At 39.2% G+C, this 14510-nt stretch carries 13 protein-coding genes; 10 read left to right on the forward strand and 3 right to left on the reverse strand.

The features are described 5' to 3' along the window. Window positions 1–4: 4 nt before the first annotated feature. Window positions 5–1366: an aldehyde dehydrogenase gene (locus tag Q2U82_RS10375; RefSeq protein WP_410004804.1), complete on the forward strand. Its 1362-nt coding sequence runs from the start codon at window positions 5–7 to the stop codon at window positions 1364–1366. A 16-nt stretch (window positions 1367–1382) separates the two neighbouring features. Here Q2U82_RS10375 and Q2U82_RS10380 read toward each other — a convergent pair whose 3' ends face one another. Further along, complete coding sequence (locus tag Q2U82_RS10380) at window positions 1383–2744, reverse strand: T9SS type A sorting domain-containing protein (RefSeq protein WP_410004805.1); 1362 nt, start codon at window positions 2742–2744, stop codon at window positions 1383–1385. A gap of 206 nt (window positions 2745–2950) precedes the next feature. Between Q2U82_RS10380 and Q2U82_RS10385 the strand changes: the two genes are divergently transcribed. The 3 genes from Q2U82_RS10385 (at window position 2951) to Q2U82_RS10395 (ending at window position 6612) form a co-directional block, all read left to right on the forward strand. Continuing rightward, on the forward strand, window positions 2951–3685 hold the full coding sequence (locus Q2U82_RS10385; RefSeq protein ID WP_410004806.1) for a hypothetical protein: 735 nt from the start codon (window positions 2951–2953) through the stop codon (window positions 3683–3685). 566 nt (window positions 3686–4251) lie between these two features. Next, window positions 4252–5898, forward strand: coding sequence for a T9SS type A sorting domain-containing protein (locus Q2U82_RS10390; protein WP_410004807.1), 1647 nt, complete (start codon window positions 4252–4254; stop codon window positions 5896–5898). A gap of 12 nt (window positions 5899–5910) precedes the next feature. Then, window positions 5911–6612, forward strand: coding sequence for a 2'-5' RNA ligase family protein (locus Q2U82_RS10395; protein WP_410004808.1), 702 nt, complete (start codon window positions 5911–5913; stop codon window positions 6610–6612). 56 nt (window positions 6613–6668) lie between these two features. On the opposite strand, the gene Q2U82_RS10400 is transcribed toward Q2U82_RS10395, so the two are convergent. After that, window positions 6669–7295, reverse strand: a complete 627-nt coding sequence (locus Q2U82_RS10400) for an SDR family oxidoreductase (protein WP_410004809.1) — start codon at window positions 7293–7295, stop codon at window positions 6669–6671. Window positions 7296–7497: 202 nt separating this feature from the next. Here Q2U82_RS10400 and Q2U82_RS10405 point away from each other — a divergent pair, with 202 nt between their 5' ends. The 6 genes from Q2U82_RS10405 to lepB all read left to right on the forward strand — a co-directional run bounded on the left by Q2U82_RS10405 (window position 7498) and on the right by lepB (window position 13304). Further along, window positions 7498–8379, forward strand: coding sequence for an SDR family oxidoreductase (locus Q2U82_RS10405; protein WP_410004810.1), 882 nt, complete (start codon window positions 7498–7500; stop codon window positions 8377–8379). A 272-nt stretch (window positions 8380–8651) separates the two neighbouring features. Beyond that, entirely contained in the window at window positions 8652–9422 is a 771-nt protein-coding gene (locus Q2U82_RS10410; RefSeq protein WP_410004811.1) for a ParA family protein, read from the forward strand. Beyond that, the gene (locus tag Q2U82_RS10415) at window positions 9423–10322 is read left to right on the forward strand and encodes a ParB/RepB/Spo0J family partition protein (protein ID WP_410004812.1); all 900 of its coding nucleotides are present in this window, start codon (window positions 9423–9425) and stop codon (window positions 10320–10322) included. Continuing rightward, window positions 10312–10893 carry a DUF5683 domain-containing protein gene (locus Q2U82_RS10420; protein ID WP_410004813.1) on the forward strand — a complete coding sequence of 194 codons (582 nt, stop codon included), beginning with the start codon at window positions 10312–10314 and terminating at the stop codon, window positions 10891–10893. The genes Q2U82_RS10415 and Q2U82_RS10420 overlap by 11 nt, the downstream gene beginning before the upstream one ends. Before the next feature lie 108 nt (window positions 10894–11001). After that, window positions 11002–11706, forward strand: a complete 705-nt coding sequence (dapB, locus tag Q2U82_RS10425; protein WP_410004814.1) for a 4-hydroxy-tetrahydrodipicolinate reductase — start codon at window positions 11002–11004, stop codon at window positions 11704–11706. 38 nt (window positions 11707–11744) lie between these two features. Then, a complete protein-coding gene (gene lepB / locus Q2U82_RS10430) occupies window positions 11745–13304 on the forward strand; it encodes a signal peptidase I (RefSeq protein ID WP_410004815.1) in 1560 nt (519 codons plus the stop codon). Between the two features lie 63 nt (window positions 13305–13367). On the opposite strand, the gene Q2U82_RS10435 is transcribed toward lepB, so the two are convergent. Continuing rightward, complete coding sequence (locus tag Q2U82_RS10435; RefSeq protein ID WP_410004816.1) at window positions 13368–14483, reverse strand: PQQ-dependent sugar dehydrogenase; 1116 nt, start codon at window positions 14481–14483, stop codon at window positions 13368–13370. Window positions 14484–14510 lie beyond the last annotated feature (27 nt).

Below are 14510 nucleotides of genomic sequence, written 5' to 3' on the forward strand. Positions count from 1 at the left end.
TTCCATGGAACAAATAGTCAAGAAACAACGGGCTTTTTTCAACACCCACGCCACTAAAAACCTTCACTTTAGAAAAGCGCAACTAAAAAAACTTCAAACAGCATTAGAAGAAAACGAACCACTTCTGCACGAAGCCATTTACAAAGACTTCAAAAAGTCTGAGTTTGATAATTACACCACAGAGCTTTCCTTGCTGTATAAAGACATCAAAGAAGCCCGAAGCAATATTTTAAAGTGGTCGCGCATAAAGCCGGTTTCTACAGGTATCCTAAATTTTCCCGCTTCCAGTTACATCATTCCAGAACCTTTGGGCGTCTGTTTGGTCATTGGCGCATGGAACTATCCCTACCAACTTTCCTTCGCCCCAGTTATCGCAGCCATAGCTGCTGGAAACACTGTAATATTAAAACCCAGCGAGTTGCCTTCAAACACAGCAGCCGCAATGGCGAAAATTGTAAAGGAGAATTTTGATCCAGAATTTTTCACGGTAGTTGAAGGTGGAGTAGAAGAGACCCAAGAACTTTTAAAACAGAAATTCGACAAAATATTTTTTACCGGTAGCACCAAAGTGGGCAAGATAGTTTATAAGGCCGCCGCAGAAAATCTCACGCCCGTAACTTTAGAGTTAGGTGGTAAAAGTCCTGCAATTGTTACTGAAAGTTGCAACCTAAAAGTTTCGGTGAAGCGATTGGTTTGGGGAAAATTTTTAAATGCAGGACAAACTTGCATTGCACCTGATTATGTTTTGGTTCATAAAAGCATCGAACAAAAATTTCTGGAACAGACAAAGAAGGAAATCATAAATCAGCATTTTGCTTTTGAAAACGATAATTACCTCCAAATCATAAACAACGATAATTTTGAGCGTCTCACCAAAATGCTAATCCAAGAAAAAATTTATTTCGGTGGTGAAAAAAACTTAGAATCCCGCTACATACAGCCTACAATAATGCAAAATGTAACGATGGAAGATGCCGTGATGCAAGAAGAAATTTTCGGCCCAATCCTTCCCGTTCTCACCTACGAAACTATAGAAGAAGCCATAGCAAAAGTAAACAGCCTTCCCAAACCCTTATCTTGCTATCTGTTTACAAAAAGCGCTTCAATAAAGAAGAAAATTTTAAAGGAAATCTCCTTTGGTGGCGGTGCCATTAATGAAACCGTGATGCACATCAGCAATTCAAACCTGCCCTTTGGCGGCGTTGGCCACAGCGGTATTGGCAATTACCATGGTGAAGCAGGTTTTAAAACTTTTACACATTATAAAAGTGTGATGGATAAACCTACCTGGCTCGATCCCTCCATCCGTTATTACCCGCATACGCCGTTTCGGCTAAAGTTGATGCGGTGGTTTATGAAGTTTTGAAAATAGTAATCGGAAATTATTCCTTTATAATTTTTCGCACAAAAGAACCAGCATTGGTCGCTATCCTCAAAAAATACATGCCACTTTGAAGTGTTGAAATATCTACTTGCTGGATGTTTCCTTCTAATTGAAGTACTTTTTTACCCAGTATATCAAAGACACCTATACTAATAATGGTTTTAGTTTTTGGGTTTATATAAATTAATCCTTTAGTAGGGTTTGGATAGACCGTTAAAGAGTTTATTTGATTTTCTTCTACCGATAAAATAGTATAATTTTCATACCAAGCTATTTTATCGTCGTTTTGAGATGAGGCAATCACGTCCATATCCCCGTCATTGTCTATATCTGCCGCTATTACGGAACGGGAAAATTGAACTTCGGTACTTATAATATTTTTTGCTCCAAAAGAGCCTTGTCCATCTAAATTCTCAAACCAAACCACTTCACCGTCAAAAGCTCCTCCACCCGTTGCTAACAAGTCATTGTCTCCATCATTATCTAAATCTGAGGAATAAATTGCATGTGCATTTAGCAAGTCATCAATTATTATATTTTCAGGCCCAAAATTGCCAAGACCGTCCAAATTTTCATACCAAGCTACTTTATCGGCGCCTCCCGTTGCTGCAATTACATCAATATCACCATCGCCATCAATATCTATTGTGAAAATTGGCTCTACCGATAGACCATTGGTAGTGATTATCTTTTGCGGCCCAAAATTACCCAGTCCATCTAAATTTTCATACCAAGAAACTGTAACTGTTCCCGATGTTGAAGCAACTACATCCATATCACCATCACCATCAATATCAGCAGTTGCAATAGAGCGGGCATTGGGGGCGAAAGCATTGATAACTCTTGCAAGGCCAAAGTTTCCATTGCCATCTATATTTTCATACCAAGCGATTCCAGTATTGTCAGAGCCTGATATAACGTCCATATCACTATCGCCATCAAGATCTGCAGCTATTACTCTATAAGCGCCGTCTGCCGTGTTAGAAATTACTTTCTGGGTACTAAAGTTTCCCAGACCGTCCAGATTTTCATACCAAACTACCATGTCAATAAAATAGGAAACTGCCAGAACATCCATATCTCCGTCTCCGTCCAAGTCCGAAGCATGAACATGAATTGTGTCTAAAGAGGCCAAAATATTTTGAGAACCAAAATTTCCTAAACCATCTAAATTTTTATACCAAGTAAGGTTGTTACCGAAATTGTTCGCTGAAAGTATGTCTATATAGTTATCTCCATCCACGTCTGCGGCACAAATAATTCGCGAGCCATCTGCTTCCGTAGAAATAATTCGCTGTGGTCCAAATTGAGCATATCCATTAAAGCAAATGAATAGGAATATGTATAATAGATATTTCATTTACTAAATATATAAAATATTGAATACTGTGAAGTTCCCGTAGTAATTATTTCGACTATTGGCCCATTTATTTCACAAATGAAAGCTTTTTGAATCGTGTTCAAGTTAAAATTTAAACACTATAACAAAATAAGTGTAAACACGTATTTTCTTACAAAACATAATTCTATAACTTTAAGATAGTAATAACTTAAACCATAAAAATCATGGCAAAACAGTATGAAACAGGCCACGCAATAAACGTGGACAACTTTTACGAACTAATCCAGTTTGTAACCACCTATGGCGCCACTTACAACCCCATGTTGGACGCCCTCAAGATCCCACAGCTCACCGCACAGCACACGGCAGGACTAAACGCACTTCAAAGCGTAACAAACCAAGTAACAAGCTACAACAACACCGTAAATTTACGGATGGAAGTTTTCGCCCCATCAAAACCCTTGGCAACCCGCGTAATAAACGTTTTAGAAACCTCTGGCGCATCAGCAGACGTTATTAAGGATGCAAAAACCATAAACCGAAAAATACAGGGCAAACGCGCAAAAACCATCACAGAACAATTGCCCCCAGACAACCAACCGCCCGCAACCATTAGCGCCAGTCAACAATCCTATGCACAAACCATAGAACACTGGGCAGCCCTCATTTCCCTCTTGCAATCCCAAGTAGAATACGCACCCAACGAAGCAGCACTACAAACAAGTACCCTGCAAGAAATGCACACCGCAATGATAGAGGCCAATGACAACGTAGCAAACGAGTGGGCGCTAATTTCAAACGTCCGAAACCAGCGCGACCAAGTACTCTACAACCCCGAAACCGGAATAGTAAAAACCGCCGAATTGGAAAAAAAATATGTAAAAGCACTATACGGTTCAAAAAGTGTAGAGTTCACCCAAGTCAATCACATACCATTCAGAACCATTAAAAGAGGCTAAAACTCCCTAAGCCAACTCCCCAATTAGTTTATCCCCAAAAAAAAAGTACGCTACACAAAACGCATCCAAGTTAAATGGAAACCAAACCTTTCCCTAAAAGGCAAAGACTTAAACAAGTAAAAAGCGTAATATCTTACAAAGAAAACATTACACCCGAGGGAGAAAACACCACACCAGAGAAAGAAAACTAAGCACACCACAAAGAAAACTCCGCACACGAAGAAGAAAACTAATCACACGAGAAAGAAAACTCCGCACAAGAAGAAGAAAACTCCGCACAAGAAGAAGAAAACTCCGCACACGAAGAAGAAAACTCTGCACACGAAGAAGAAAACTCCGCACACGAAGAAGAAAACTCTGCACACGAAGAAGAAAACTCTGCACACGAAGAAGAAAACTAATCACACGAGAAAGCAAACTCCGCACTCAAGTGAGAAAACTCCGCAAAAAGCCGATAACTGTCAACCCACAACTGAGAACAGAGAACCCACAACTGAGAACAGAGAACCCAAAACCGAGAACCAAATTTTCACTACCTTTCCAAAGCAAAACAAAAAGAACGTCCAATGAAAAAGTTTTACATACTGTTATTACTCTCCACCACCCAATTCACTTTCGCCCAAATACGTTTCCAAAATATCCCTGAAAACGCAATTTATCCCGAAAGCAAGGCGGTTGAAACAATCACCGCAAACATACCATATCAAGGTTATGACGAAACCCAACCCTATTTCGGCCAAGGCGAATATGAAATCTATTTAGACAATGTAGATGGCGTGCTGGATAAACCAATTATAGTCCTAGATGGTTTTGATCCGGGCGATTCCAGAGATATTCCAGGTCTTTATGCAAGCTTAAGTTTTGATGGGCAAAACATGGCAGACATTCTTCGCGACGAAGGTTTTGATATCGTAATTCTCAACGCTCCACTTTACAATACGGGCGGAAAGGATATAGACGGCGGCGGCGATTATATTCAGCGGAACGCAATGGTTTTGATAGCAATGATTCAGCAATTAAACGCGGATAAAGTTGGCGATAACGAACTTGTAGTGTTAGGCCCTAGTATGGGCGGCCTCATTGCCCGCTACGCCCTGTCATATATGGAAGATAACAGTTTGGATTCCGAAACGCGTCTTTACATTTCCTTTGATGCGCCACACCGCGGAGCCAATATTCCCATAAGCGTTCAATATTTAATAAACTATTTTGCAGACCAAGTTGGCGATGCCACCGCACAACAAGTTGTTGACCAATTATTAAATTCCCCAGCGGCTAAGGAAATGCTCGTGGATCATTTACTGGGTCATCTTTTGGCAGGTTCAACGTATGAGCAAGACCCAACAAAAGTATTGCCTTTGGGCGCGCCAGGTTTTAGAAATGAATTTCAGGCAGAGTTGGATGCTTTAGGTTTCCCTACAAATGTTAGAAACGTAACCATGATAAACGGCTCCGGAAACGGAACCACAACAGGCAACCCCGGAATAACTATTGTCGATACCAACCTAGAAATTGACGCAGTGACTGATGTAGATGTAGCGTTAAAATTCACCCCAGCTGCAAGTCAGACTAATACGGTTACTGATGTTACCGTAAACTTTTTTGGTTTTCCTATAAATACATATCAAACAACCGCACAATCGCCAAACAATACAGCAGGCGTGGACAGCGCGCCGGGCGGAACAGGAAGTATAAGCGATGCGCTTGGCGATGGCGGTGGCAACCAAGTGCTTATTGATTTCATAAATGCACTTCAGCAGGACTTATATTCTTTCATTCCAACTATGAGTTCTTTGGCGATAGACAATCCAGATTGGTTTGCAACACCAAATTTGAATGATTCACCTTTTGTCAATTTTTACATTCCAAACGATAACGAACCACACGTTACCGTAACGGCTGAAAGTGCTCAATTCGCTTTGGATGAAATTAGGGATGGAGTACTTTCTGTGGGTGAAAATCAGTTTTCAAATCAATTTATTTTAGCTCAAAACCCAGTTCAAAAAACCATCAATCTTGTAATTCCAAGCAATACTTCAACACAAAATTTAACGACCACGGTTTTCAGCATAACCGGTCAAAGACTGATGCAAAAAACATGGGCAAGCCCAAGTAAGGAATTAACTTGGAACCACAATCTTTCCAATGGAATTTATTTATTGAAATTGGACAACGGTTTTTCAACCCAAACCATTAAAATGATTGTAGAGTAAAGATTTTTACGGATGAAAAAATTTGTAATTGCTATTGGCGTTTGTTTGTGCATTTTTTCGTGTGCTCCAAAAAAGCAAAATATAATCGCGATAGATGTGCTTTTAATTCCTTCGGAAGAAATGTATGCGCAATCCCTTCAACTGAATGCGCTTATAAATCAAAACAATCCCGAAACCATAAAGCTTGATGAAAACCATGTGCCGCATATCACGCTTCTGCAGTGTTTCATAAAAGAGGAAGATTTGACGAATGTTACTAACGCATTAGAAGTAGATAATATATTTGAAGGGCTTTTTAAAAAAATTAAAAACGATTCCCTAAAGGCGGAAAGTCTTTTTTATTACGAAGACAAAGAAGAAAGCTTCGCAATGATTGCTGTTGAAAAGAGCAATTTTTTAATGAGACTTCACGAAAAAATCATCGAACTCATAAAGCCTTATACCGTAAAAAAAGGCTCGCAAATTTCCTTCATACAAAATCCGGACGGCAGCCCAATCAGTGAATCTACGGTGACTTATGTTCCAGAGTTTATAGATAAACACAGTTATGAAAATTATGATCCGCATATTAGTCTTGGCGTAGCGCAGACTAAACTATTGGACAGTTTGGCGGAAAATGTTTTTAAACCAATTCAGTTTAAAGCTGCATCACTAAGCGTTTATCAATTGGGTGATCACGGTACAGCCCAAAAATTGCTTTGGAAATCGCAATAGACCATAAAAAAAATCACCTTTCAACAGATGCTTTTTTACTATTCATAATAGAATTATTAAATTTTTTCCAGCGCAGCTTTTATATAAACATCGCCTTCCAAAATTTCAAAAGTTTTGTTTCTTGCAACAGCATCATCTAACGCGCCAACGAGTGTTTCTGCTACGTCTCTACGTGGTATTTCTCCGCGCTTGTTCAGTTTGTTGTCCAGTTCAATTTTTCCTTTTCCATTTTCGTTATTGAGTGACCCCGGACGAACAATACTATATTCAATTCCTAATTGCTTTAAGTACTCATCGGCATTGTGTTTTGCTTTCAAATATTCTTGAATTTCATCAGCTTCCTCAGGATTATCAGCGCCCATGGAACTTAGCATGACAAACTTTTTAACACCTTTTGACTTAGCGGCATCCATCAATTTTTTGGCACCTTCCTGATCTACTTCCTTTACCTTCTTTCCGCCAGAACCGGCTGCAAAAATCACCTTGTCTATACCGTTGGTGGTTTTACTTACATCATTTTCCAAATCTGCCAAAATGGTTTCCACTCCGTCATTCTTAAATTGTGAAATCTGCACTTCCTTCCGAACCATTGCAATGGGTTCGTATTTATTGGAGTCTTTTAAAATTGAAATTATCTTTTTTCCCGTGGTGCCATTAGCACCTGCTACTAATATTTTTTCCATATTCTAAATATATTGGTTGTAATTGGGAAAACCGTGTAGTTTCACAACCTTTAACCCATCAATAGTCATATTTTATGGGTTTATTAACTTTCGGGTTTATTTTTCGCAATTAAACCGAAATGGTTCTTGACCATTAAATCTTTCCAACTAATTATTCATTCCTAATATTACTGCTTATCTTTACAAGCAAACAAAAAAATTCATGGATCACACAGCAAAAATGCTTCGCGACGAGGCGTTAAAAGGAAAAACAATAGTAGTTACCGGCGGCGGAAGCGGCTTGGGAAAAGCAATGACAACCTACTTTTTGGAATTGGGAGCCAATGTCGTAATCACTTCCCGCAACATAGAAAAACTGCAAACTGTAAAAGAGGAACTTGAAGCTGCAACCGGCGGAAAAGTTTTACCGGTACAATGCGATGTTCGAAATTACGAAGAAGTTGAAGCAATGGTAGAAGCTTCGGTAAAAGAATTTGGGAAAGTTGATGTTCTTTTGAACAATGCCGCAGGAAACTTCATTTCACCAACGGAAAGACTTTCCGCAAACGCTTTTGACACAATAATTGACATTGTTTTAAAAGGAACAAAAAACTGTACGCTTGCATTTGGAAAACATTGGATTGAGAAAAAAGAAACCAATAAAACCATTTTGAACATTGTTACAACCTATGCCTTCACTGGCTCTGCTTATGTTGTGCCCAGTGCCACAGCAAAAGCAGGTGTTTTGGCAATGACGCGCTCTTTGGCGGTTGAATGGGCAAAATACGGCATCCGTTTTAACGCTATTGCTCCTGGACCGTTCCCAACAAAAGGAGCTTGGGATAGATTGCTTCCGGGCGATTTAAAGGAAAAATTCGATCCCGCAAAAAAAGTTCCCGTAAAACGAGTTGGCGAACACCAAGAATTGGCAAATCTTGCCGCATATCTAGTTTCAGATTTTTCAGCATACATTAACGGCGAAGTAGTGGTTATTGACGGTGGAGAATGGCTAAAAGGCGCTGGACAAATGAACTTGCTAGAAGAAGTTCCACAGCAAATGTGGGACATGCTAGAAGCGATGATACGAGAGAAAAAATCTAAATAACAAAACCCAAGCACCAAATTCCAAATAAATTCCAGAAATCAAAATCGAAAAACAGGTTTTGAAAATTTTCAATGAAGAACAGTATGGATTACTTTGAATTTTGTTTTTTTGAACATTGAACATTGAACATTGAACATTGAATTTTATTTGGAATTTGGGTTTCAAAATTTAGAATTTCCCTGCAGGGTCATTGTTTACTTCCTGTTAACAAAAATGATTTTCTATCCACAGAATTAATTGTACTTTTAACTGCTAAAATTTCAAGCAAATTAATGGGTAAAATTATTGCAATTGCAAACCAAAAAGGAGGTGTGGGCAAAACCACAACCTCGGTAAATTTAGCGGCCTCACTGGGCGTTTTGGAGAAAAAGGTTTTACTCATAGATGCAGATCCACAGGCAAATGCCACTTCTGGATTGGGCATTGATGTTGAAACAGTTGAAATGGGAACCTATCAATTGCTCGAGCACAGCGCCACGGCAAAACAAGCCATCGTTTCCACGAATTCTCCCAATTTAGATTTAATTCCGTCACACATAGATTTGGTAGCTATTGAAATTGAATTGGTAGATGTTGAGAATCGTGAATATATGCTTAAAAAGGCAATCGAAGGCTTAAAAGAAGATTACGATTATATTCTTATAGATTGCGCCCCATCATTGGGGTTATTGACTTTAAATGCATTAACAGCAGCTGATTCGGTATTAATTCCAATTCAGTGTGAGTATTTTGCTTTGGAAGGACTTGGAAAACTTCTTAATACCATAAAAAGTGTTCAAAAAATACACAACGAAAACCTTGATATTGAAGGGCTATTGCTCACAATGTATGATCAACGTCTGCGTCTTTCAAACCAAGTGGTAGATGAAGTTAGAAAGCACTTTGATGAAATGGTTTTTGAAACAATCATTCAGCGCAATGTACGTTTAAGTGAAGCGCCCAGTTATGGTGAAAGCATTATCAGTTATGATGCCGCTAGCAAAGGAGCAGATAATTATTTAAGTTTGGCGCACGAATTAATCAAGAAAAACGAAAAAGAATAAATGGCGAAAGCGACCAAAAAACAAGCCTTGGGCCGCGGACTTTCAGCATTGTTGAAAGACCCGTCCAACGATATAAAATCTGTTGCAGACAAAAATGCCGACAAGGTGGTGGGCAGTATTGTTGAACTTGATTTAGGCAGTATTGAAGTAAATCCGTTTCAACCGCGAACCAGTTTTAACGAAGAATCGCTTCGTGAGTTGGCCTCTTCTATCAAGGAATTAGGCGTAATTCAGCCAATTACCGTTCGTAAAATGGATTTCAACAAATACCAATTGGTGAGTGGCGAACGTCGTTTCCGCGCTTCAAAATTGGTAGGTTTGGAAACCATTCCAGCTTATATTCGTATTGCGAATGACCAGGAATCCTTGGAAATGGCTTTGGTTGAAAACATCCAAAGGCAAGATTTAGACCCGATTGAAATTGCACTTTCATACCAACGTTTGATTGAAGAGATTAACGTTACCCAAGAAGAATTGAGTGACAGGGTAGGGAAGAATCGTTCTACCATTGCAAACTATTTGCGGTTGCTGAAATTGGATCCAATCATTCAAACTGGAATGCGCGACGGTTTCATCAGTATGGGCCACGGCCGCGCGTTGATAAATGTGGACGATTTAAGCGATCAACTTGATATTTACGAAAAGATTTTAAGTCAAAACCTTTCCGTTCGCGATACGGAAGCTTTGGTTCGAAATTTTAAAAATCCAAACGAAAGAGCTTCAGCACAAAAGGCCAGTGCGCCACCTTTCGCCAAAAAAGCAAAGAAAGAATTGACTGATCTTTTCGAGACATCTGTTGAGGTAAAGGTTTCAAAATCGGGAAAAGGGCAGTTGGTTGTTCCTTTTAAAAATAAAGAAGACTTCGAGCGTATTTTGAAGCTAATAAAAAGTGAAAAATAATTTCCTAAATATTTTCTTTTTAATCTTCGCCACATCTCTGTTTGCGCAGACTTCCGATTCTTTAAAAGTTAAAAAAGAAGAAAGGGTAATCGTTGTGAACGATTCAATTTTACCAAAGGAAGAATACAATCCGTTGGCTCCAGCAAAGGCTGCTTTTTATTCCGCAGTTGTTCCTGGACTGGGGCAGGTGTACAACAAAAAATACTGGAAAATACCAATCATATATGCTGGAATGGCTGCCGGAATTTATTTTTATAAACAGCAGGATGATGATTATGACCGTTTCAGAAATGCTTACAAAAGAAGACTTGCAGGCTATGACGATGATGAGTTTCAAGGAATTTCGGACGACCGTTTGATAAACGCCCAGAAATCTGCCCAAAAAAACAAAAGCATTAGCATTATTGTTACAGTAGCTTTCTATTTGCTAAATGTGGTAGATGCCAACGTGGATGCACATTTGAGACAATATGAAGTAAGTGAAGACCTTTCGCTACAACCCAATTTTGATTACAATCAATTTAACGCGAAACCACAGTACGGAATGTCGTTGACCTATCGGTTTAAGTAGAATAAAGATGAAAGAACAAAGAAATATGAAACAAGAGTGTATGCAACTTTCCGTATGCGTTTCTTATACTTCCGTAAACCGTCATCCGTCACCCATCACCCACCAATTATGAAAATAGCACTTCTCGGTTATGGAAAAATGGGCAAGACCATTGAAAAATTAGCTTTGGAAAAAGGTCATTCAGTGGTTTATAAAAGCGCGAGTGATTTTGAAAAAGGTTTTTTTGATGAAGCAGATGCAGCTATTGAATTTTCATCTCCAGAGTCCGCAGTTAAAAACATTTCAAAAGCATTGGAAGCAGGAATACCCATAGTTTGTGGTACAACTGGTTGGTTGGAGAAATATGATGAAATGGTAAACTTATGTGAAAAACGTAACGGAAGTTTCATTTATGCGTCAAACTTCAGCGTGGGTGTGAACCTTTTTTTTAGTATTAATGAATACGCCGCAAAGTTGATGGCACCCTGGAAAGAATACAATGTTTCGGTTGAGGAAATCCATCATCTTGAGAAGAAAGATGCGCCGAGCGGCACAGCAATAACCATTGCTGAAGAAATTCTGAAACACAACGATAAAAAGAATTGGAAGTTGAATACTTCCGAAGAAAACAATTTGAATATCATTGCAAAAAGAGAAGAAGATGTTAAAGGGACACATATAGTTTCTTATGAATCTTCAATAGATACCATTTCTCTGAAACACGAAGCACACAGCCGAGAAGGGTTTGCATTGGGAGCCATTTTGGCTGCTGAATATTTAAAGAATAAAAAAGGTATTTTTACAATGAAGGAAGTTTTGGGAATTAAAGAGTAAAATAATTCCGAATTCACAAATTCACAAATTCACAAATTATGAGTTGGACAGGTTGGTTTATATTTTTTTTAATAGTTCAGTTGATCCATTTTGCTGGAACTTGGAAGCTTTATCAAGCTGCAGGCAGAAAGTCTTGGGAAGCAGCCGTGCCGGTTTACAACGCAGTAGTATTGATGAAAATCATAAACCGTCCGTGGTGGTGGACAATTTTACTGTTTGTGCCAATCGTAAATTTGATTATGTTTCCAGTGGTTTGGGTGGAAACATTGCGCAGTTTTGGTAGAAATTCCACGACAGATACCATTCTGGGAATTTTGACCTTGGGTCTTTACATCTATTACATTAACTACACCCAAAACGTAACCCACATAAAGGATAGAAGTTTAAAACCCCGCACTTCAACAGGGGAGTGGGTGAGTTCTATTTTGTTTGCTGTGGTCGCTGCGACCATTGTGCATACCTATATTATGCAGCCGTTTACCATCCCCACTTCTTCTTTGGAAAAAACACTTTTGGTAGGCGATTTTCTTTTTGTGAGTAAGTTCCATTACGGTGCGCGTGCACCTATGACGCCTATTGCTTTTCCTATGGTTCACGATACCATTCCAGTGGTCCATTCAAAATCTTATCTTACTGAACCTCAGATTCCATATTTCCGACTTCCCGGTTTTCAAGACATAAAACACAATGACATTGTAGTTTTCAACTGGCCTGTGGATACCGTAAATGCCTTTCAGCAATATGGTGATGGAAAATATTATTACAAGCCCATAGACAAAAAATCAAATTACGTTAAGCGTTGTGTAGCTTTGCCTGGCGATTCTTTGGAAGTGCGCGATGGCTATGTTTTCATCAATGGAAAAAAGAACGATTTGCCAGATCGAGCAAGAATCCAGTTTTCTTATGAAGTGAAAGTAAATGGACAACTAAATCCTGAGATGCTTTATAATCGTTATAATATTACTGACCGTTATGGATACGGAAATAATACATATCGCTTTGCAGCCATTTCGGACGAGTCTTTGAAAATGCTTAAAAACAATCCAAATGTGGTTGAAATCACGCGACTTCATAGTGAAAAAGGGTTATGGGATGAAGGTATTTTTCCAAACAATCACAACTATCCTTGGAACAATGATTTCTTCGGTCCCTTATATATTCCAAAGAAAGGCGCCACAGTTTCAATTACACCAGAAACATTGCCATTGTACAAGCGCGTAATTGAAGTTTACGAAGGAAGCGAACTAGGAATTGATAATAAAATAACCCAATCCGGCACCGAAGTTTTATTGAACGGGCAGCCACTTACAGATTACACCTTCAAAATGGATTATTATTGGATGATGGGCGACAACCGTAACAACAGTGAGGATGCCCGTACGTGGGGCTTTGTGCCTTTTAACCACGTTGTGGGTAAGCCAGTATTCGTTTGGATGAGTTGGGACGGCGTAAACAAAAAAGTGCGTTGGGACAGACTTTTCACTACCGTAGGCGGCAGCGGGAAGCCGGTTTCTTACCTGATGTATTTCGTAATTGCTGTAATTGGTTGGTTTGCTTTTGATTTTTGGAGAAAAAGAAAAAAGGGCGCTAAAAAATAAAATTTAATTAGCCGCAAATTCACGAATGATTCTTTAAAAATATTTGTGAATTCGCGGCTAAAACTATTCAGGAATCAATCTAAAAACTCCCTGTCCCTCAACGGCAATATAAATCAATCCATCTGGACCAATTTTCACGTTTCGAACCCGCCCGATATCCTGTGCTATTTTTTCACGATTTATTACTTTTTCCCCATCCAATGTAAGCAATTCCACATAGGCAAATTTTAAAGAGCCTACCAAAAGTTTCCCTTTCCACTGTGGATATTTCTCGCCCGTAACAAAAGCCATCCCGCAGGGAGCGATTGAGGGAACCCAATAATAAATGGGCGGTTCAATTCCGGGTTTTGAGGTTTCATCGGTAATTTTTGTTCCACTGTAATTGACGCCGTAGGTTACAGCGGGCCAGCCGTAATTTGCACCTTTTTTTACAATATTTATTTCATCGCCACCTTTTGGGCCGTGCTCGTGCATCCAAATTTTTCCAGTTTCGGGATGCTTTGCCATTCCCTGTGGATTGCGGTTTCCATAGGTGTAAATCGCTTTTTTGGCATTGGGTTCGTTATAAAAAGGATTATCATTTGGAATACTTCCATCATCATTCAATCTGTAAATTTTTCCGCCATCACGAGTTATATCCTGCGGATTTACATCGCGTTCGCCACGTTCGCCAATGGAGAAATACAGGAAGCCATCATTATCAAACTCAATCCGCGACCCGAAATGTTGTCCGGCCGTAGTGTTGGGCGCTGCCTTGTAAAGGGTTTCAATATTTGTAAGCGAATTGCCTTCCAGTTTGCAACGCATCAAAGCAGTGTGCCCACCTTTCCCAGAACCTTCTTCGGAAGCATAGGTTATATAAATCCAACCATTTTCTGCATAGTTTGGATGCAATTCAATATCCATCAGCCCGCCTTGACCGCTATTGTAAACTTTCGGCACGTTTGCTATTTCGGTCTTTTCACCGTTTTTGAAATGAATTAATCGCCCATCCTTTTCAGTAATCAACATACTACCATCGGGCAGCCAAGTCATTCCCCAAGGATTGGAGAGGTTTTGGACTACTTTTTCAATTTTATATGATGGAGTTTCGGTTTGCAAAGCAACGTCTTTCTCGTTTTTCTGACCACAGAAAACGAAAAGCATCAAGAAAAGAAGAAGTGAAAATTTTAATTTCATCTGTATAAAATATTTGATAAAGCGGAA

Source organism: Aequorivita nionensis, from assembly GCF_046352995.1.
In the GTDB taxonomy this organism is placed as follows: domain Bacteria; phylum Bacteroidota; class Bacteroidia; order Flavobacteriales; family Flavobacteriaceae; genus Aequorivita; species Aequorivita nionensis.